This window comes from Streptomyces sp. NPDC048506, from assembly GCF_040651315.1.
In the GTDB taxonomy this organism is placed as follows: domain Bacteria; phylum Actinomycetota; class Actinomycetes; order Streptomycetales; family Streptomycetaceae; genus Streptomyces.
In genome coordinates, this window is the sequence record NZ_JBEZIX010000096.1 from 1 (window position 1) to 17,957 (window position 17,957).

The window sequence follows — 17,957 nt, forward strand, 5'->3', positions numbered from 1 at the left end:
CGGCTCCGATTTTCGCCGGTGCGATCCGGCCTTTCGGCTTTCTCGCGGTTCCGACTTTAGCAGACCCGGATTCGTTTCGTTTCCGGTTCCGATTTTCGTCGGAGGGTTTGCCTCGGAGCAGCTTTTCCGCTGCCCTTTCGGCGTGATCACTACATTAGCGGAATCCCTCGGCAACTCATAATCGAGTCCCGGTCCGAATTCCGGCATGCCGAAATTCTTCCCGGTGAGGGGCCGTGCGGTAGTGGTGTGCCGCTGAAGCGGCGGGATGGCTGCCGTGGGGCCGGTCGGCTCCGTGGCAACTCGAAGAACTTACACGATCCTATGGGTGCGGCACGACTTGGGGGCGCGTCCGCGGTGGTTCGAGCCATCCCGGAGCGCTGGGTCGCCGGACCACCTGGCCACTGGGGCACCCGCAAGGCAGGCGTACTCCGATGGTCTGCCCCGGGTCAGCACACTCGCAATGGTGGGCCGCCTGCGAGGGGGACCGTGAGGGACGCATTGGGCGTTGGTGCCGTCCTCCCACTCCACTGAAGGTTTCGCCGCTGTCCAAGAGGTGCGCCGAACGCCGCCGTCGCTGCAGCGTCCAGCAGCGCCTCGACGATCTCGGCGGCCCCTCGGAAGAGCTGGAGCAGGCAGACGAGGGCACCGCCTGAGACGCCACAAGAGCCGTTCCGCACAGGGCCAGGGGGCTCCCCGGCCCAGGCACCACACCTCCAATACCGGAGATGCCAGCACCTGGTGCCTGGCACCGGAGTGTCAGGCACCAGGCTCCGAGGGGTGCTCCGTGCACCCGACCGACCGCGGAACCACGCCGGACCACGGCTTGCGGCGCACGGGAAGGCCCACAGGTCAGGCGCCCTTGGTCGCCCGCTCCAGCACCACAACGCACTCCATGTGATGCGTCATCGGAAACAGATCGAACACCCGCATCCGCCGCGGTGCGTAGTCCGCCTCGGCGAAGTACTTCAGGTCGCGGGCGAGGGCGGCCGGGTCGCAGGCCACGTAGGCGATGCGGCGGGGGGTGAGGGAGGCGAGGTGGTGGACGGTCTTCTTGCCGGCGCCGGCGCGGGGCGGGTCGAGGACGACGAGGTCGACGTCGGTGATGCCGGTGCGGGGGAGGATCTGGTCGACCTTGCCGTGTTCGATGCGGACGCGGTCCAGGTCGGCGAGGTTGTGGCGGGCGTCCTCGACGGCGCGCTTGCCGGATTCGATGCCGAGGACGGCGCCCTTGTCGCCGACGCGTTCGGCGAGGGCACCGGCGAACAGGCCGACTCCGCAGTAGAGGTCGAGGGCCATGTCGCCCTTCTTCGGCATGAGGCCCTGCATGACGGCCCCGACGAGGAGGTCGGCGGCCTTCGGATGGACCTGCCAGAAGCCGCCGTCGCCGACCCGCCAGGTGCGGTCGGCGGCGCGTTCGCGGACGAAGGGGCGGCCGTGGACGCGGTGGACCGCACCGTCCTTCTCCCCCACCCTCATCACCGATACCGGCTTGTCGAGTTCGACGATCGGGAGGCGGCCGCCGGGGCGCGGGGTGAGGATGACCTGGCGGTCGTGCGAGCCGGTGGCGGCGATGGCCTCGACGGTGGCGATCTGGGGCCAGTCGCGCTTCTCGATGCCGAGTTCCGAGACGCCGGGGGCGGCGATCATGCAGTGGGTGATCGGCTCGACGTCGTGGGAGCGGTGTTTGCGCAGGCCGGCGTGGCCGTCGGCGTCGACGGCGTACTGGACGCGGGTGCGCCAGGCCGGCACCTCGCCCTTGGCGACCTTGTCGCCGGGGGCGGGCTCGACGGTACCGTCCCAGCCGGCCGCCTCGGGGGTGAGGCCGGCCAGCCGCATCAGCTGCTCGGCCACCACCTCGCCCTTGAGGCGGCGCTGTGCGCCGGGCTTGGCGTGCTGCCAGTCGCAGCCGCCGCAGCGGCCGGGGCCGGAGAAGGGGCAGGGGGCCTCGACGCGGTCCTTGGAGGCCACGTGGATGTCGACGGCGTCCGCCCGCAGGAAGCGGGCGCCCTCCTCGCCCTCGGTGATCCGGGCGGTCACCCGCTCGCCGGGCAGTGTGTGCCGGACGAAGAGCACCTGGCCCTCGTCGGTGCGGGCGATGCAGTGGCCGCCGTGGGCCACCGGGCCGACCTCGACCTCGTACTCCTCGCCGACCAGCGACTTCTTCGGTTCTGCCTGCATGGCGGGAGGGCTCCTGGGGTGGGGTGGGAGGAGGGCGGTGCCGGAGCGGTACCGGCGGGACGACAGCCGTCCATTTTACGTCCCGCCGGGTGGTGCCCCGGGCCATGGCCCGGTCCATGGCCCGAGGCATCGCCCGTTACGGCCGGGAGTCACGTTTCTCGTGCTCCGCCCTCGCGTCCGTCACCGCTTGGTGGCCGTCTTCTCCTTCTTCGGCTGGGTGACCGGACCGCGGCGTACCGCGCCCGGCGCGTTCCAGTCCGCGCGCTTGCGGGCGCGGAGCTTGGCGGCCTCGGAGGAGTCCAGCTGCCAGGGGACGGAGGTGACCATGACGCCGGGGGTGAAGAGCAGGCGTCCCTTGAGGCGCAGCGCGGACTGGTTGTGCAGCAGATGCTCGTACCAGTGGCCGACGACGTACTCGGGGATGTAGACGGAGACGGCGGCGCGCGGGCTCTCCCGGCGCAGCGACTTGACGTACTCGATGATCGGGCGTGTGATCTCGCGGTAGGGCGAGGCCAGGACCTTCAGGGGTACGTCGATGCCGCGGCGCTCCCACTCCTCCCGAAGGGCCTTGGTGTCGGCCTGGTCGACGTCCACGCTGACCGCTTCGAGGGTGTCGGAGCGCATCAGCTTGGCGTAGTTCAGGGCGCGCAGGGTGGGCTTGTGGAGTTTGGAGACCAGGACGAGGGAGTGCACGCGGGAGGGGCGTACCAGGTCGTCGTCGTGGGTTTCGTCGGCGGCGATCTCGTCGGAGACGCTGTCGTAGTGGCGTCGGATGGCGGACATCGTCACGAAGAAGATGACCATGCCGAGCAGCGCGACCCAGGCGCCGTGGGTGAACTTCGTCAGCAGGACGACGACGAGGACCAGGCCGGTGAAGAAGGCACCGAAGGCGTTGATGGCGCGGGAACGGTGCATCCGGCGGCGCTTGGCCGGGTCCTTCTCGGTGAGCAGATGGCGGTTCCAGTGCCGGACCATGCCGGTCTGGCTGAGCGTGAAGGAGACGAAGACGCCGACGATGTAGAGCTGGATCAGACGGGTGGAGTCCGCGCCGTAGAGGTAGACCAGGATCGCCGCCGCGCCGGCCAGCAGGACGATGCCGTTGGAGAACGCCAGCCGGTCGCCGCGGGTGTGCAGCTGTCGCGGCAGGTAGCGGTCCTGGGCGAGGATCGAGCCGAGCAGCGGGAAGCCGTTGTAGGCGGTGTTGGCGGCGAGGAACAGCACCAGTGCGGTGGCCGCGGCGAGGATGACGAAGAGCAGGCTGCCCTTGCCGAAGACCGCCTCGGCGACCTGCGAGATGACCGGGTTCTGGGTGTAGCCGGGGCCGAGCGGCCGGCCGTGGTCGAGCAGGTCCTTGGCGGGGGTCTCCGCCATCCGGACGTGGGTGGCCATGGCCAGGGCGATGATGCCGCAGAACATGGTGACGGCCAGGCCGCCCATGAGGGCCAGCGTCGTGGCGGCGTTCTTGGACTTGGGCTTGCGGAACGCGGGGACGCCGTTGGAGATGGCCTCGACGCCGGTGAGCGCGGCACAGCCGGAGGAGAAGGCGCGCAGCAGGAGGAAGATCAGCGCGAAGCCGGCCAGGCCGCCCTGTTCGGCGTGGATGGTGTAGTCGGCGGTGGGGGCCTTCATCGTGTCGCCCAGGAACACGGCGCGGACCACGCCCCAGGCGATCATGACGAAGACGCCGGCGACGAAGACGTACGTGGGGATCGCGAAGAGCTTGCCGGACTCCTTGACCCCGCGGAGGTTCATCAGGGTCAGCAGGACGATGACGGCGATCGCGCAGAGCGTCTTGTGTTCGACGACGAACGGGATCGCGGAGCCCAGGTTCTCGATGCCGGAGGAGATCGAGACCGCGACGGTCAGGACGTAGTCGACGAGCAGTGCGCTGGCGACGGTGAGGCCGGCCTTGGCGCCGAGGTTGGTGGTGGCGACCTCGTAGTCACCACCGCCGCTCGGGTAGGCGTGCACGTTCTGCCGGTACGACGCGACGACGGTGAACATCAGCACCACGACCGCCACCGCGATCCACGGGCTGAAGTTGTACGCCGACACTCCCGCGACGGACAGGACGAGCAGCACCTCGCCCGGCGCGTAGGCCACGGAGGACAGCGGGTCGGAGGCGAAGACGGGGAGTGCGATGCGCTTGGGAAGCAGGGTCTCCCCGAGCTTGTCGCTGCGCAGTGCGCGCCCGATCAAGATCCGTTTGGGCACGTCGGTCAGTTTGGACACCCGAGGATGCTAAGGGTTCGTCAAGGTTCATGCCCAGCCACCACCCGGATGGGCGGACGGCGCGCTGCGCGCCGGCGCACACCTGGCCTGCTCGGGGGCGCCTTCGAGCCCGGTGCCTCCACAGGATCCGCACGTCACATGCACGTCGCGCCCGTACCGGGGCGGCTGTCGTGGCGTTCGTCACGGCAGTCTTACCTCAGTCACGGGGCGCGACAGGGGAGTCACAGTGAGGCGATAGGGCTGTCATGGCGCCGCGGTCACGACGGGCGACCGCGTCACGACGGGGGCGGTGCGGCGGCACTTCCGGCGCTGCGCGCACGGCGGGAGTGCAGCGCGCCCAACCCCTGCCGGGTGGCGACCAGCAGCACCCGGTCCTGGGGCCGGAGGACGTAGTCGTCGCCCAGCTCGTGCACCAGGCGGGCCGGCTGGCGCTCCGCCTCCGCCGGCGGTGCGACGGGCGCGGCGTCCGGCTCCGGTTCGTCGGGCGCTGAGGTGTCGACCGCCAACACCCGCAACCGTCCCGGCCTCAGCACCTCGCCGACCGTACGCCCCTCCAGCGCGGCATGGCCGCGCACCTCGACCCGGGCGACCAGCAGCATCCGCCGCTCGACCGGGATGGCCCCGAGGATCTCGCGGCCCATCATCGCGCCGGCGAAGGCGGGCGCGGCCAGGAACGAGACGCTGCGGCTGCGGGTCAGCGCCCGCGGGTGCGCGGCGCGCAGGGTGCGGTAGACGGCGGTGGCGAAGCGGTCGTCGAACAGCCGCAGCGTCACCCGCAGCTCCGGATTGACCGAGCGGGCGTAGAGGGCGGCTTCCAGGTTGGTGGTGTCCTCGCTGGTGAGCGCGAGCAGACCGGCCGCCCGCTCGACCATCGCGGCTTCCAGGACCCCCTCGTGCGTGACGTCTCCCAGGACCGTCGGCACCCGCAGCCGCCGGGCCAGCGCGATGCCCCGGGCCTCCGGGTCGCCCTCGATGATGACGACGGGGATGCCCATCTCGTGCAGCCGGGCCAGGACCCGGGTGCCGACCTTGCCGAGGCCGAGCAGCACCACGTGCCCCGACAGCCCGCGCGGCGGACGGCGTAGCGCCGAGGCGCTGCGGAAGGTGCCCAGCCCCTCGAACGCGGCCGCGACCAGCACCGGGAGCAGCAGCAGGCCGGTCAACCCGGACAACAGCTGGAGGATCTTGCGGGGCAGCGGCTGGCCGATCGCCGGATCGTTGATGGCGAAGAGGTCGAGCAGCGAGAGGTAGGCGGCGTGCACCGGATTGTCGCCGGTGGTGAGGGAGGAGGCGATGGCCAGCGCCAGCACCGCGCCGACGACACCGGCCAGCGACCAGCGCAACCGCCGGGAGAACAGCGAGGCCAGCGGCGCGCCCCGGCCGCGCAGTCCGCGGCGGCGCACCGTCCGTCCGGTATAGGAGACGGTCTCCAGGACGACGGTGCCGCATCCGGTGGCGGCCGCGGCGGCCGCATCGTCCGGGAGCAGGACCGGGCCCTCGTCGCCCGCCCCGGGGACCGGCGTCTCCACGGGGGCGTGCGGGGCGGACGCCGGGTCGGTGGCGGAGGCGGAGAGCAGCGCCAGGGTGCACAGTCCTGGCTCGCCGGGGCGGCCGGGTGGCGCCGGCGCACGTTCCACGGCGCGCAGCAGCAGCCCGTCCGCCTCGATGACCTTGCTCGTTCCGGCGACCGCGGTGGCGACCAGCGCGGGCGCCACGGTGTCGGCGTCGGAGAGCACGGTCGTGGAGGCATCGACGCCCGTGACCTCCGCAGCGTCCGCGACTCCGCCGCCGGCCTGGGCCGCGACCGCGGCGGCCTGGTCGAGCAACTCCTCCAGGTGCTGGCCGAGTTTGCGGTTGTAGAGGCGGATGACCAACCGCAGTCGGGGGTTGAGCCGGCGGGCCCGCAGGGCGGCGTGGATGTTGAGCTCGTCGTCGTCGTAGACCAGCGCCAGCGCCTCCGCCCCGGCGATGCCCGCCTCGATCAGCGTCATGTCGTCCGGCTCCGCGGACTCCAGGATCCGTACCAGTTCCTCCGGTGGCTCCTCGCCGTCACCGGGTGCCTCCGGTGGCAGCAACGCCGTACGGCCCATCGCCGCGGACACCCGGCCCAGCAGCGCGGTGGCCTGGACGAGCGCGCGGGCCGGCGGGGGGATCCGGGGGCGGTGCGGACGGGGTTCCCCTCTGCTCGTCAGGAGCTTGGGGGAGGGCGGGGGGACGACGAGCGTCACCCGTTCGCCGTGGACGTCGCGGAGCTCGGCGGCGAGCCGGTGCGCGAGCGCATCGTCGCCGCAGACCATCATGTGCGGGGCAGCGGAGCCCTGTTGGGGCGGCAGAGGCAGGTTGGGCACGCCTCGTAGCGTGCCTTACGGGGGCGCCGTGGCGCAGCCCGGCGCGGGAGGTCGCCGTGCCGACGTGTCGGTCCGCATCCTGCCGCGGCCCACCGCACCCCTCTACCGGGGGCGGTGTTGCGGCTACGGTTGTACCGGACCACGGTGCGCCCGGCGCCCGCGCCAGTGCACCCGGTCCCCATCGCGAGCTGTGGCTTCGTGACGCCGGTACGTGGAGAAGAAAGTAGTGAGCAGGGTGTTTGGGCAGGTCAGCGCGCTAGTACAGGGCACGGGGTAATCAGCATGCACATCGTCATCATGGGGTGCGGGCGCGTCGGCTCCGCGCTTGCGCAGACCCTGGAGAGCCAGGGCCACACCATCGCGGTGGTCGACCAGGACCCGACCGCGTTCCGGCGCCTGGGGTCGACCTTCGGCGGCCGCCGGGTGACCGGCGTCGGTTTCGACCAGGACACCCTGCGGGAGGCCGGCATCGAGGAGGCGGGTGCCTTCGCGGCCGTCTCCAGCGGTGACAACTCCAACATCATCGCCGCCCGGGTGGCCCGCGAGATGTTCGGCGTCGAGAACGTCGCGGCCCGGATCTACGACCCCCGCCGCGCCGAGGTCTACCAGCGGCTGGGCATCCCCACCGTCGCCACCGTCCGCTGGACGGCCGACCAGATGCTGCGCCGGCTGCTGCCGTCCGGCGCCGAGCCGCTGTGGCGGGACCCGAGCGGCGCCGTCCAGCTCGCCGAGGTGCACACCTCCCCCGCCTGGGTCGGTCACAAGATCAGCGCGCTTCAGGAGGAGACCGAGGTCCGCGTCGCCTTCCTCACCCGGCTGGGCGAGGCGATCCTGCCGACGTCGCAGACCGTGCTGCAAGAAGGCGATCTGGTGCACGTCATGATGCGCACCGACGAGGTCGAGAAGGTCGAGGCGGCATTCGCCACGGGTCCTGAGGAGGCGCACTCATGAGGGTCGCGATTGCGGGTGCCGGCGCGGTGGGCCGTTCCATCGCCGGCGAGCTGCTGGAGAACGGGCACGAGATCCTGCTCATCGACAAGGCGCCGACCGCCATCTCGGTGGAGCGGGTGCCGCTGGCGGAGTGGCTGCTGGCCGACGCCTGCGAGATCACCTCGCTCGACGAGGCGGCGCTTCAGCGCTGCAACGTCGTCATCGCGGCGACCGGCGACGACAAGGTCAACCTGGTCGTCTCGCTGCTCGCCAAGACCGAGTACGGCGTGCCGCGGGTGGTCGCCCGGGTGAACAACCCGAAGAACGAGTGGCTGTTCAACGAGGCCTGGGGCGTCGACGTCGCGGTGTCCACCCCGCGTCTGATGTCGGCCCTGGTCGAGGAGGCGGTCAGCGTCGGCGACCTGGTGCGGCTGCTGCGCTTCAGCCACGGCGACGCCAACCTCGTCGAGCTGACCCTGCCGCCCGAGGCCGCACTGGCCGGCACCCGGGTCGGTGATGTGGCGTGGCCCGAGGACACCTCGCTGGTCACGATCATCCGCGGTACGCGGGTGCTCACGCCCAACAAGGACGACGTGCTGGAGGCCGGTGACGAGTTGCTGTTCGTCGCGGCTCAGTCGCGTGAGGAGCAGTTGGAGGACCTGCTGTCGGTGCGCCGCGAGGACGCGTAACGACGACGGATCGGTTGGGCGCACGCGCACGCCAGGGGCCCGGGAACCAGATGGTTCCCGGGCCCCTGGCGTTCCGGGCGGGCCGGCCGGTCAAGGCCGTCAGCGGCGGTGGCGGGCCCCCCGCGGGCGGTCGTCGGCGGACTCCGCGATGGCCTGGGCGGTGACATCGCCGTACACGTCGTCGGCGACCCGGTCCAGGACCTCGCGCTCGACGCGGCGGCGCTCCTCGGCGTCCTGCTCCGCCTTCTCCTTCGCCTCCATCTCGGCGAAGACGTCGATCGGCGGCGGCGCCTTCACCAGGAAGACCCAGGTGAGGTAGAGGGCCAGCAGGAACGGCGGAATCTTCAGTGCGACCAGTACCCAGCCGAGCTGGGCGGTGTCCGCCCACCAGTACAGCGGGAAGAGGATCGCGCACTTGGCGAGCAGGATCAGGCCCCAGGCCAGACTGGCCTTGGCGTACGCCTTCTTCCGGCCCGGGTTGCGGGTGCGCCAGGAGAGGTTCTCCTTGAACACCGGGCCCAGGATCAGCCCCATCAGCGGGACGCCGGCGATCGTGGTGACGATGTACGCCACGGCCAGGCCGAGGGTGTAGAGCATGCCCGGCAGGTAGAAGTCCTTGGCGTTGCCGGTCATCATCGCGAAGACCACGCCGAAGGCCACCCCGAAGACACCGCCGAAGGCGTGCTTGACGGTGTCCTTGCGGACCAGGCGGGCGGCCGCGAGCACCAGCGAGACGGCCAGCGCGGCGATCGCCGAGATGTGCAGGTCCTTGTTGACCGTGAAGATCGCGACGAACAGCAGGCCCGGCAGGACGGTCTCCACCAGACCGCGTACGCCGCCGAAGGCCTCGAAGAGCGCCGCCTCGGTCACCTGTCTGCCGTCGGCGCCCTGTTCGGGCGCCGAGCCCGGGGCGGCGCCGGTACCGGCGGCATCCGTGTCAGTGGTCGGTCGGTCGTGGGACGTCACCGGCTACTCCTGTCCGAGCGGTCGCAGTTCGTACTTCGGGTTGAAGAGCACCCGGCGCCCGTGACTCAGCGAGACCCGGCCCGAGGCGATGAGCTTGCGTCCCGGCTCGATCCCGACGATGGAGCGGCGGCCGAGCCACACCACGTCGAGCGCCGCGGAGCCGTCGAACAGCTCCGCTTCGAGCGCGGGCACTCCGGCGCGCGGCCGCAGCGTGACATGCCGCAGGGTGCCGGTGACCTTCACTATCTGCCGGTCGTCGCAGTCGCAGATACGGGTGCACCCCGCGTCCTGCGCATCCTGCTGCAACTCGGCGGACTGAAGCTCCTCCTCGGAGGAGGCCAGCCTGTCGAGCATCCGGCGGAAGCGACCGGCCGGCTTCTCGGGTCGGGTACCAGCACTCATGGCTCCCAGCGTACCGGTGGCCAGGTCCGGGAATCACGGCCCGCACACGCACTGCGTGCGGGTCCGACGAGGCCAATCATGGCGACGACCTCGGACCGCCGACGCGCGGACGCCCCGGGAAACCGCCCCCGCCCCCGGCCGGCACACCTGCCGGCACCCCGCCCTCACTGCTCGAACCGGTACCCCGTCCCCGGCTCGGTGATGCCGCACCCCCCGGGGGCCAACCCCCGGACCCCCGGCCGGCACTCCGCCTCACTGCTCGAACCGGTACCCCATCCCCGGCTCGGTGATGAAGTGCTTCGGGTGCGAGGGGTCGCTCTCCAGCTTGCGGCGGAGCTGGGCCATGTAGACCCGCAGGTAGTTGGTCTCGGTGCCGTAGGAGGGGCCCCAGACCTCCTGGAGGAGCTGCTTCTGGCTGACCAGGCGGCCCGAGTTGCGGACCAGGACCTCCAGGAGGTGCCACTCGGTGGGGGTCAGCCGGATGTCCCGGCCCCCGCGGTTGACCTTCTTTGCGGCGAGGTCGACGGTGAAGCCCTCGGTCTCCACGATCACCTCGTCGTCCGCCGGCCCGGTCGGCTCCGCGCGGCGCACCGCCGCCCGGAGCCGGGCCAGCAGCTCGTCCATCCCGAACGGCTTGGTGACGTAGTCGTCCGCGCCCGCGTCCAGCGCCTCCACCTTCTCGTCGGAGGTCTGCCGCGCGGAGAGCACCAGGATCGGTACCCGCGTCCACCCCCGCAGCCCCTTGATCACCTCGACGCCGTCCATGTCGGGCAGCCCGAGGTCCAGGATGATCACGTCGGGGTGGCGGGCGGCGGCGAGCTTCAGGGCGGTGGCCCCGTCGGGGGCGGCGTCGACCTCGTACTTGCGCGCCTTCAGGTTGATCACGAGGGCGCGGACGATCTGCGGCTCGTCATCGACCACAAGCACCCGGTTCACTGGCTGTCTCCCTGTGGTGTCGTCTTCCCGCGGGTCCGGCCCGCGGAGCGTGTGGTGAGTGTGGTCCATGGGGTACGACTCATGTCGTGGCCTGGGCCGGTAGGTCGGGTCGGACCAGTGGGCGGCCGGGCGCGGCCCGGAGGGTGAGAACCATGGTCATGCCGCCCCCGGGGGTGTCCTCGGCTGCGAGCGTGCCGCCCATCGCCTCCGCGAAGCCGCGTGCCACGGCCAGGCCCAGGCCCACGCCGGCGCCGCGCGGGGCGTCACCGTAGCGCTGGAACGGCTCGAAGATGCGGTCCTTGGCGCTGTCCGGGACACCCGGCCCGCGGTCGGCGATCCGGACCTCCACGCGGTCGCCGAGCGCGCTCGCCGCGACCAGCACCGCCTCGCCGTCCGGGCTGTACTTCACGGCGTTCTCGACGAGATTGGCGACCGAACGTTCCAGCAGCCCCGGGTCGACGGCGACGATCGGCAGCTCCTCGGGGATGTCGAGGGTGACGCTGCCCTCCGGTACGCCGCCCAGCGCCATCGGCACCACCTCGTCGAGGTCGATCTCACGGATCAGCGGGGTGACCGTGCCGGTCTGTAGCCGGGACATGTCCAGGAGGTTGCCGACCAGGTGGTCCAGCCGGTCCGCGCCGGCCTCGATCCCGGCCAGCAGCTCCGCCTCGTCCTCCGGGGACCAGGCGACGTCGTCGGAGCGCAGGGACGTGACGGAGGCCTTGATGCTCGCCAGCGGGGTGCGCAGATCGTGGCTGACCGCGGCCAGCAGCGCCGTCCTGATGCGGTTGCCCTCGGCCAGCTCCCGGGCCCGCTCCGCCTCGCCCACCAGCCGCTGCCGGTCGAGGACGACGGCGGCCTGGGCGGCGAACGCTGCCAGCACCCGGCGGTCCTCGGCGGGCAGCACCCGGCCGGTCAGCGCCAGCGCCATGTGGTCGCCCACCGGCATGTCGACGTCCGCGTCCTCGGGGCGCAGCAGGGGCTCGGCGCCGTCGCCGTCGGGACCGCCGGCGCGGCCCGCGCAGCTCCACGGCTCGACGTCGCTGCCGCGCTCCAGCAGCGCCACGGTCTCCATGCCGAAGGTCTCCCGCACCCGCTCCAACAGGGCGTTCAGGGTCGTCTCGCCGCGCAGCACGCTGCCCGCGAGAAACGAGAGGATCTCCGACTCGGCGCGCAGCCTGGCGGCCTGGTGGGTACGGCGGGCGGCGAGGTCCACCACCGAGGCGACCGACACCGCGACCGCGAAGAAGATCACGATCGCGACGATGTTCTTCGGGTCGCTGATGGTCAGCGTGTGGGTCGGTGGTGTGAAGTAGAAGTTCAGCAGCAGCGAGCCGACCGCGGCCGAGGCCAGCGCCGGCAGCTGGCCGCCGAGCAGCGCGGCGACGACGGTCAGGAACAGGAAGAGCAGCACGTCGTTGGCGAGCCCGGGACCGTTGGCGACGCTGGTCAGCAGCAACGTGAGCAGTGCCGGGCCGGCCACCCCGACGAGCCAGCCGGCGATGATCCGGGTCCGCCCCAACCGGGCGCCGCGCGCCACCGGCAGCCCCCGGCCCTTGGCGACCTCGCCATGGGTCACGATGTGCACGTCGAGATCGGGGCCGGAGTCGCGGGCGACGGTGGCGCCCACCCCCGGGCCGAAGACGTACTGCCAGGCCTTGCGGCGGCTGGACCCCAGCACGATCTGGGTGGCGTTGACGCCCCGGGCGAACTCCAGCAGCGCGGTCGGTATGTCGTCGCCGATCACATGGTGAAACGTCCCGCCCAGGTCCTCCACCAGCGTGCGCTGGACGGCGAGTTCCTTGGGCGAGGCCGAGGTCAGGCCGTCGCTGCGGGCTATGTAGACGGCGAGCACCTCACTGCCCGACCCCTTGGCGGCCATCCGGGCGGCGCGGCGGATGAGCGTACGGCCCTCGGGGCCGCCGGTGAGCCCGACGACGATCCGCTCGCGGGCCTGCCAGGTCGAGCGGATCGAGTGCTCGGCGCGGTACTCCTGGAGGTACTCGTCGACCCGGTCGGCGACCCACAGCAGGGCGAGCTCGCGCAGCGCGGTGAGGTTGCCGGGCCGGAAGTAGTTGGACAGGGCGGCGTCCACCTTGTCCGACCGGTAGATGTTGCCGTGCGCCATCCGGCGGCGCAGCGCCTGGGGCGACATGTCGACAAGCTCGATCTGGTCGGCCCGCCGGACGACCTCGTCCGGCACGGTCTCCCGCTGCCGCACCCCCGTTATCGACTCGACGACGTCGCCGAGCGACTCCAGGTGCTGGATGTTGACCGTCGAGATCACGTCGATCCCGGCTTCCAGCAACTGCTCGATGTCCTGCCAGCGCTTCTCGTGGCGCGAGCCGGGGACGTTGGTGTGCGCCAGTTCGTCGACCAGCGCCACGGCCGGCTTGCGCTCCAGGACCGCGTCCACGTCCATTTCGGTGAAGGACGAGCCGCGGTACGTCAGGTCGCGGCGCTGGATCTGCTCCAGTCCGTGCAGCATGACCTCGGTCCGGGGCCTGCCGTGGTGCTCGACGAACCCCACGACGACATCCGTACCTCGCTCCACGCGCCGGTGCGCCTCGGACAACATGGCGTAGGTCTTGCCGACGCCCGGTGCTGCCCCGAGATATATCCGTAGCTTGCCGCGTGCCATGGCCTCATTGTCTTACGTGAAGGCTGCCCCCACCGGGCTGGACCTGCTGCGACCCTACCGACCCTACAAGGGGACAAATGCACTGGATGCCGACTTCGCGCCCGGTCTTGACGCGACTCTGATACGTGCGCCGAACGGGTGCCGGGACGCCGGGCTCAGGAGCCGGGCGAGCTCCCGGACCTGCTGGTGGGGACGTTGATGAGCACGGAACACCACCCGTACGGGTAGTCGCCCGCGGGCGGATGGGCGCCCATGGGCGGATGGGCGCCGCGCGAAGAGGTACGCGGCGCCCACCGCTGCGGCCAGCCCGACCGCTCCGGGCCCCGCACTCCACGCGCCGCCGGAGGGCGGCCGGTCCGTCAGCACGGTGCGCCCGGTCGTCCCCCATGACAGCGGGTGGACTCCTCGGGCACCAGACCGGCCGGCCTTCCCTGACGCATCGCTGACAGGCAGGGGCGTCGGGAACCGCCCCGGAGAAAGTGGCCGGAACAATCCCGTGGCCCGGTTGCGGTCCGGCTGCGACCATGCCGCACATGGCCGACACCCATCCGACAGCGCCCCGCCCCGCCGCGGTGCGCCTCGCCCACACCGCCGACCTGGACACCGCCACCCTCCAGGCCGCCCGCGCCCTCCTCCACGAGGTCTTCGACGACATGGCCCCCGAGGACTGGGAGCACTCGCTCGGCGGTCTGCACGCTCTGGTCCACGAGGACGGCGACCTGGTCGGCCATGCCGCAGTGGTGCAACGGCGGCTGCTGCACAACGGGCGGGCGCTGCGCTGCGGGTACGTGGAGGGCGTCGGAGTCCGTGCGGACCGGCGGGGCCGCGGCCATGGAGCGGCCCTGATGGCGGCCCTGGAGCGGGTGATCCACGGCGCCTACGACCTCGGCGCGCTCGGCGCCTCCGACGAGGCCGGCGACTTCTACGCGGCCCGCGGCTGGCAGCTCTGGCGCGGCCCCTCCTGGACCCTCACCCCGTCCGGCACCCGACGCACCCCGGACGAGGACGGCTGCATCCACGTGCTGCCGACCGCGGCCGCTCCGCTCGACCTCGACGCCGACCTGACCTGCGACTGGCGCGACGGCGACGTGTGGTGACCCGGGCTCAGCTCGCGGCCCGCTCCGTTATCAGGCCGTCGTTCAGTTCCAGGACGCGGTCGGCGAGGCCGAGCAGGTTGGCGTCATGGGTGGCGACCAGGGCGGTGACGCCCTCGCTGCGCACCACGGCGCGCAGCAGCTCCATCACCTCCATGCCGGTCTCGGCGTCCAGTTGACCGGTCGGCTCGTCGGCGATGAGCAGGGCGGGGCGGTTGGCGAGCGCCCGCGCTATGGCGACGCGCTGTTGCTGGCCGCCGGAGAGCTCACCGGGACGCTGTGCGGCGTGGTCGGCGAGGCCGACCAGCGACAGCAGCAGTGCGACGCGCTCCTCGCGCTCACGTGCCGCGACCTTGCGCAGCCGCAGCGGCACGCCGACGTTCTCCGCGGCGCTGAGGATCGGTATCAGCCCGAAGGACTGGAAGACGAAGCCGAGGCGCTCGCGGCGCATCTCCAGCAGATCGCGCTCACCGAGGTCGGCGAGCGGTGTGCCGTCGACCGTGATCCGCCCGGAGTCCGGGGCGTCCAGCCCGCCGATCAGGTTGAGCAGGGTCGTCTTGCCGGATCCGGAGCGGCCGCGCAGGGCCACCAGTTCACCGCGCGGGACGCGGCACGACACCCCGCGCAGCGCGTGCACGGCACCGGCGTCGCTGCCGTAGCTGCGGTGCAGCTCTTCGACGACGACCATCGCCGGCCGGCTCTCCTCGGCTGTGGTTCCCCCACCGTCCATCGTCTGCTCCCCCACGAGCCCACTCCCCCGTCGCTGCGCCGGCACCGGGTCACCTGCCGACCGCGTCAGTATGCGTACCGCGCGGTTCGGCAGGCAACGCCTGTGGAAAACTCCCGGACGCCGCCGGCGCGGCCCCGGATCAGCTCGGGTTCTCCGCGTGGGTCAGGGTCTCCCAGCCGACGAAGAGGTTGTTGGAGCCGGCCGGCCGCTGTCGTTCGGTCAGCTCCTGGGTGTGGGCCATCTCGTAGTGCATCCGGTTGTGCAGGGCGTTGTAGCCGACCTCGGTGACCGGGCCCAGGCCGCGCTTGACGCTGCCGCCGCACAGCCAGGACGGCGGGGCGGCGCCCAGTTCGTAGGTGGCCTGGAAGCCGAGCGCATGGCGCAGCCGGTCGGCGACCTCGGGGTAGAGGTCCTGGCCCTGGAGACGGCTGGTCTCGGCGATGTGCGAGATGGCCGACAGGCCGTATCCGGTGTGCGTGAAGTCGCGGCAGGTCTCCTGGGTGAGGCCGTCGACGAAGGTGGACTGGCCCTGCCAGTACTTGATGATCTTGTCGCGGGTGTTCAGACCGCTGCCCGGTACGGTCCTGGGCAACTCGCCGTCGGACTTCAGGTAGATGTACGCGGGCACACGGGCGCGGAAGGCGGCGATGGCCTTGTCGTAGGAGGCCTTGTCCTCCAGGAAGACGGAGATGCCGACCGCCGCCTCCATCATGCTCAGCTCCCAGTTCCCGTTGCTGTGGGAGCCGCCGATGACCTCGGGGAGGTAGACGGTGCGCAGCATGCCGGCGAAGCGGTCGATGCGGTCCTTGGGCCAGCCGTCGTAGGTGTAGCGGATGATCTCGGCGGCGCGCGGCCAGGAGGAGCCGGCCCAGCCGGTCTGTAGCGGTGCGTTGCTGTTGGTGTGGTCCTTGAGGGTGCCGGACCAGGCGTCCATGATCTGGATGGCCTTGTCGGCGTACCTGCTGTCGCGGGTGAGGTACCAGGCCAGCGAGAGGGTGTACGCGGCGAGGGCGTCCTCCCGTTCGTCGGTGCAGCCGTGGTTCGGGTCGGAGTACGGGCCGCACTCGACGACGGCGCGGGGCTTGGGGGTCCGGGAGAGCGTGGCGTACCGGCTCGCCATCATGGCGTCGAAGGCGCTCTTCCAGGGTTGTGCACCGGAGTCGACCTTGCTGCGGACGAGGTCGAGCTGGGCGGTGCCGACGAGCACGCCGGGGTGGGTGAAGGTGGCCGGGGCCGCGGCCGAGGGCCCGCCGGCCGCCGGTGCCGCGGTGGACGGGGCACCGATGAGCAGGCCTGCCGTCAGGGCGCCGGTCAGCGCGCCGACGACGAGCGTGAGCTTTCTGCGCATGGGGGGTGGGTGCCTTCCTGTCGAGATGCTCGATGGACGGGAGCTGTTCTCGTACATGAACGACAGGCGTTGACATGAACACCTGCGATGGCTGGGGAACGTACGGGCCGGCCATCGCGGCGTCAAGACGCGGCGCAGGAAGGTGCCATCAAGAGGTGACCGGAGCAAGCGGCTTCAAAGGGGTTTCAACCGGCTTGCTCCGGTACGGAGTTCGGGTGCCGCAGGAGCGCGGGGGACCGACAACAGCGCGGCGGCCCCCGAGGATCCGCTCCTCGGGGGCCGCCCGCCGGCTGACGCCGCACGCCGCACGCCGCGGCGTCAGCGCATCAGCCCTTGCCGCCCTCGCCGTTCACCAGGTCCTTCAGGGCGATGTTCAACTCCAGGACGTTCACCCGCGATTCGCCCATGAAGCCGAGCTGGCGGCCTTCGGTGTGCGCCTTGACCAGCTGCGCCACCTTGGCCGGGGGGACCTTGTTCTCCTCGGCCACCCGGTTGACCTGAAGGGTGGCGTACTCCGGCGAGATGTCGGGGTCCAGGCCGGAGCCCGACGAGGTCACCGCGTCCGCCGGGACCTTCGACTCCGCGACGCGGTAGGTCTCGGCGACCCACTTCTTGCGCTCCTTCACCGCCTTGACGAGGTCGGTGTTGGTGGCGCCGAGGTTGGACGCGCCGGAGACCTTCAGGTCGTACTGGGTGTTGACCCCGTTGGTCTTGTTGCTGCCCAGGCCCGCCGACGGGCGCGGCTGGAAGAACCGCAGGTCCGGGATCGGGTTGCCGTCCTTGTCCGTGCCCTTGTCGTAGCGCTGGCCGAGCAGCGAGGAGCCGACGACCTTGCCGTGGGAGCTCACCTCGGACCCGTTGGCCTTGTCGTGGAAGGCCGCCTGCGCCACGCCGGTGACCACCAGCGGGTAGGCGACCCCGCAGAGCACGGTCAGCACGAGCAGGGCGCGCAGCCCCGCCCACATCAACCGGGCGGTGTTCCGTACCGAGTTGTTCATGTCGGTCACCACTCCTTAATCAATGCAGTCCGGGGATGAGGGAGATGAGCAGGTCGATCAGCTTGATGCCGATGAACGGGGCGATCAGGCCGCCGAGTCCGTAGACCGCGAGGTTGCGGCGCAGCATCTTGTCCGCGCTGACCGGCCGGTACTGCACGCCCTTGAGGGCGAGCGGCACCAGCGCGACGATGATCAGCGCGTTGAAGATGATCGCCGACAGGATCGCGGAGTTGGGGCTGGACAGCCGCATGATGTTGAGGGTGTCCAGGCCCGGGTAGGCCACCGCGAACATCGCCGGGATGATCGCGAAGTACTTCGCGACGTCGTTGGCGATCGAGAAGGTGGTCAGCGCGCCCCGGGTGATCAGCAGCTGCTTGCCGATCTCGACGATCTCGATGAGCTTCGTCGGGTTGGAGTCCAGGTCCACCATGTTCCCGGCCTCCTTGGCGGCCGAGGTACCGGTGT

13 protein-coding genes and 1 pseudogene are annotated in these 17,957 nt (G+C 71.4%); 3 read left to right on the plus strand and 11 right to left on the minus strand.

Annotation, left to right across the window (positions count from 1 at the left end):
* Positions 1–849 precede the first annotated feature (849 nt).
* The 3 genes from AB0C96_RS41880 to AB0C96_RS41890 all read right to left on the minus strand — a co-directional run bounded on the left by AB0C96_RS41880 (position 850) and on the right by AB0C96_RS41890 (position 6,710).
* A complete protein-coding gene (locus tag AB0C96_RS41880; RefSeq protein ID WP_362925417.1) occupies positions 850–2,178 on the minus strand; it encodes a TRAM domain-containing protein in 1,329 nt (442 codons plus the stop codon).
* Between the two features lie 180 nt (positions 2,179–2,358).
* Positions 2,359–4,410, minus strand: coding sequence for an APC family permease (locus AB0C96_RS41885; protein WP_362925419.1), 2,052 nt, complete (start codon positions 4,408–4,410; stop codon positions 2,359–2,361).
* A gap of 275 nt (positions 4,411–4,685) precedes the next feature.
* Positions 4,686–6,710, minus strand: coding sequence for an NAD-binding protein (locus AB0C96_RS41890; protein WP_362925434.1), 2,025 nt, complete (start codon positions 6,708–6,710; stop codon positions 4,686–4,688).
* 330 nt (positions 6,711–7,040) lie between these two features.
* Here AB0C96_RS41890 and AB0C96_RS41895 point away from each other — a divergent pair, with 330 nt between their 5' ends.
* Positions 7,041–7,709, plus strand: a complete 669-nt coding sequence (locus tag AB0C96_RS41895) for a TrkA family potassium uptake protein (RefSeq protein WP_362925421.1) — start codon at positions 7,041–7,043, stop codon at positions 7,707–7,709.
* A complete protein-coding gene (locus AB0C96_RS41900; RefSeq protein WP_362925422.1) occupies positions 7,706–8,377 on the plus strand; it encodes a TrkA family potassium uptake protein in 672 nt (223 codons plus the stop codon). Before AB0C96_RS41895 ends, AB0C96_RS41900 begins: the two co-directional genes overlap by 4 nt.
* 99 nt (positions 8,378–8,476) lie before the next feature.
* Here the strand turns inward: AB0C96_RS41900 and AB0C96_RS41905 are convergent, their stop codons facing one another.
* From AB0C96_RS41905 to AB0C96_RS41920, 4 genes are all read right to left on the minus strand, one after another.
* Positions 8,477–9,343 (minus strand): DUF3159 domain-containing protein, encoded by an 867-nt coding sequence (locus AB0C96_RS41905; RefSeq protein WP_362925424.1) that lies wholly within the window; start codon positions 9,341–9,343, stop codon positions 8,477–8,479.
* Between the two features lie 3 nt (positions 9,344–9,346).
* Positions 9,347–9,745 (minus strand): OB-fold nucleic acid binding domain-containing protein, encoded by a 399-nt coding sequence (locus AB0C96_RS41910; RefSeq protein ID WP_362925426.1) that lies wholly within the window; start codon positions 9,743–9,745, stop codon positions 9,347–9,349.
* Positions 9,746–9,997: 252 nt separating this feature from the next.
* On the minus strand, positions 9,998–10,681 hold the full coding sequence (locus tag AB0C96_RS41915) for a response regulator (protein WP_362925427.1): 684 nt from the start codon (positions 10,679–10,681) through the stop codon (positions 9,998–10,000).
* Positions 10,682–10,760: 79 nt separating this feature from the next.
* Positions 10,761–13,322 carry a sensor histidine kinase KdpD gene (locus AB0C96_RS41920; protein WP_362925429.1) on the minus strand — a complete coding sequence of 854 codons (2,562 nt, stop codon included), beginning with the start codon at positions 13,320–13,322 and terminating at the stop codon, positions 10,761–10,763.
* A 533-nt stretch (positions 13,323–13,855) separates the two neighbouring features.
* On the opposite strand from AB0C96_RS41920, the gene AB0C96_RS41925 reads away from it, so the two are divergent.
* Positions 13,856–14,419, plus strand: coding sequence for a GNAT family N-acetyltransferase (locus tag AB0C96_RS41925; protein ID WP_362925431.1), 564 nt, complete (start codon positions 13,856–13,858; stop codon positions 14,417–14,419).
* 7 nt (positions 14,420–14,426) lie between these two features.
* Here AB0C96_RS41925 and AB0C96_RS41930 read toward each other — a convergent pair whose 3' ends face one another.
* The 4 genes and pseudogenes from AB0C96_RS41930 to AB0C96_RS41945 form a co-directional block, all read right to left on the minus strand.
* Entirely contained in the window at positions 14,427–15,146 is a 720-nt protein-coding gene (locus AB0C96_RS41930) for an ABC transporter ATP-binding protein (protein ID WP_362925436.1), read from the minus strand.
* A gap of 139 nt (positions 15,147–15,285) precedes the next feature.
* Complete coding sequence (locus AB0C96_RS41935; RefSeq protein WP_362925432.1) at positions 15,286–16,494, minus strand: alginate lyase family protein; 1,209 nt, start codon at positions 16,492–16,494, stop codon at positions 15,286–15,288.
* A gap of 326 nt (positions 16,495–16,820) precedes the next feature.
* Positions 16,821–17,492, minus strand: a complete 672-nt coding sequence (kdpC, locus tag AB0C96_RS41940) for a potassium-transporting ATPase subunit KdpC (RefSeq protein WP_362925437.1) — start codon at positions 17,490–17,492, stop codon at positions 16,821–16,823.
* A gap of 19 nt (positions 17,493–17,511) precedes the next feature.
* Positions 17,512–17,957, minus strand: a pseudogene (locus tag AB0C96_RS41945) (potassium-transporting ATPase subunit B); the annotation flags it as partial.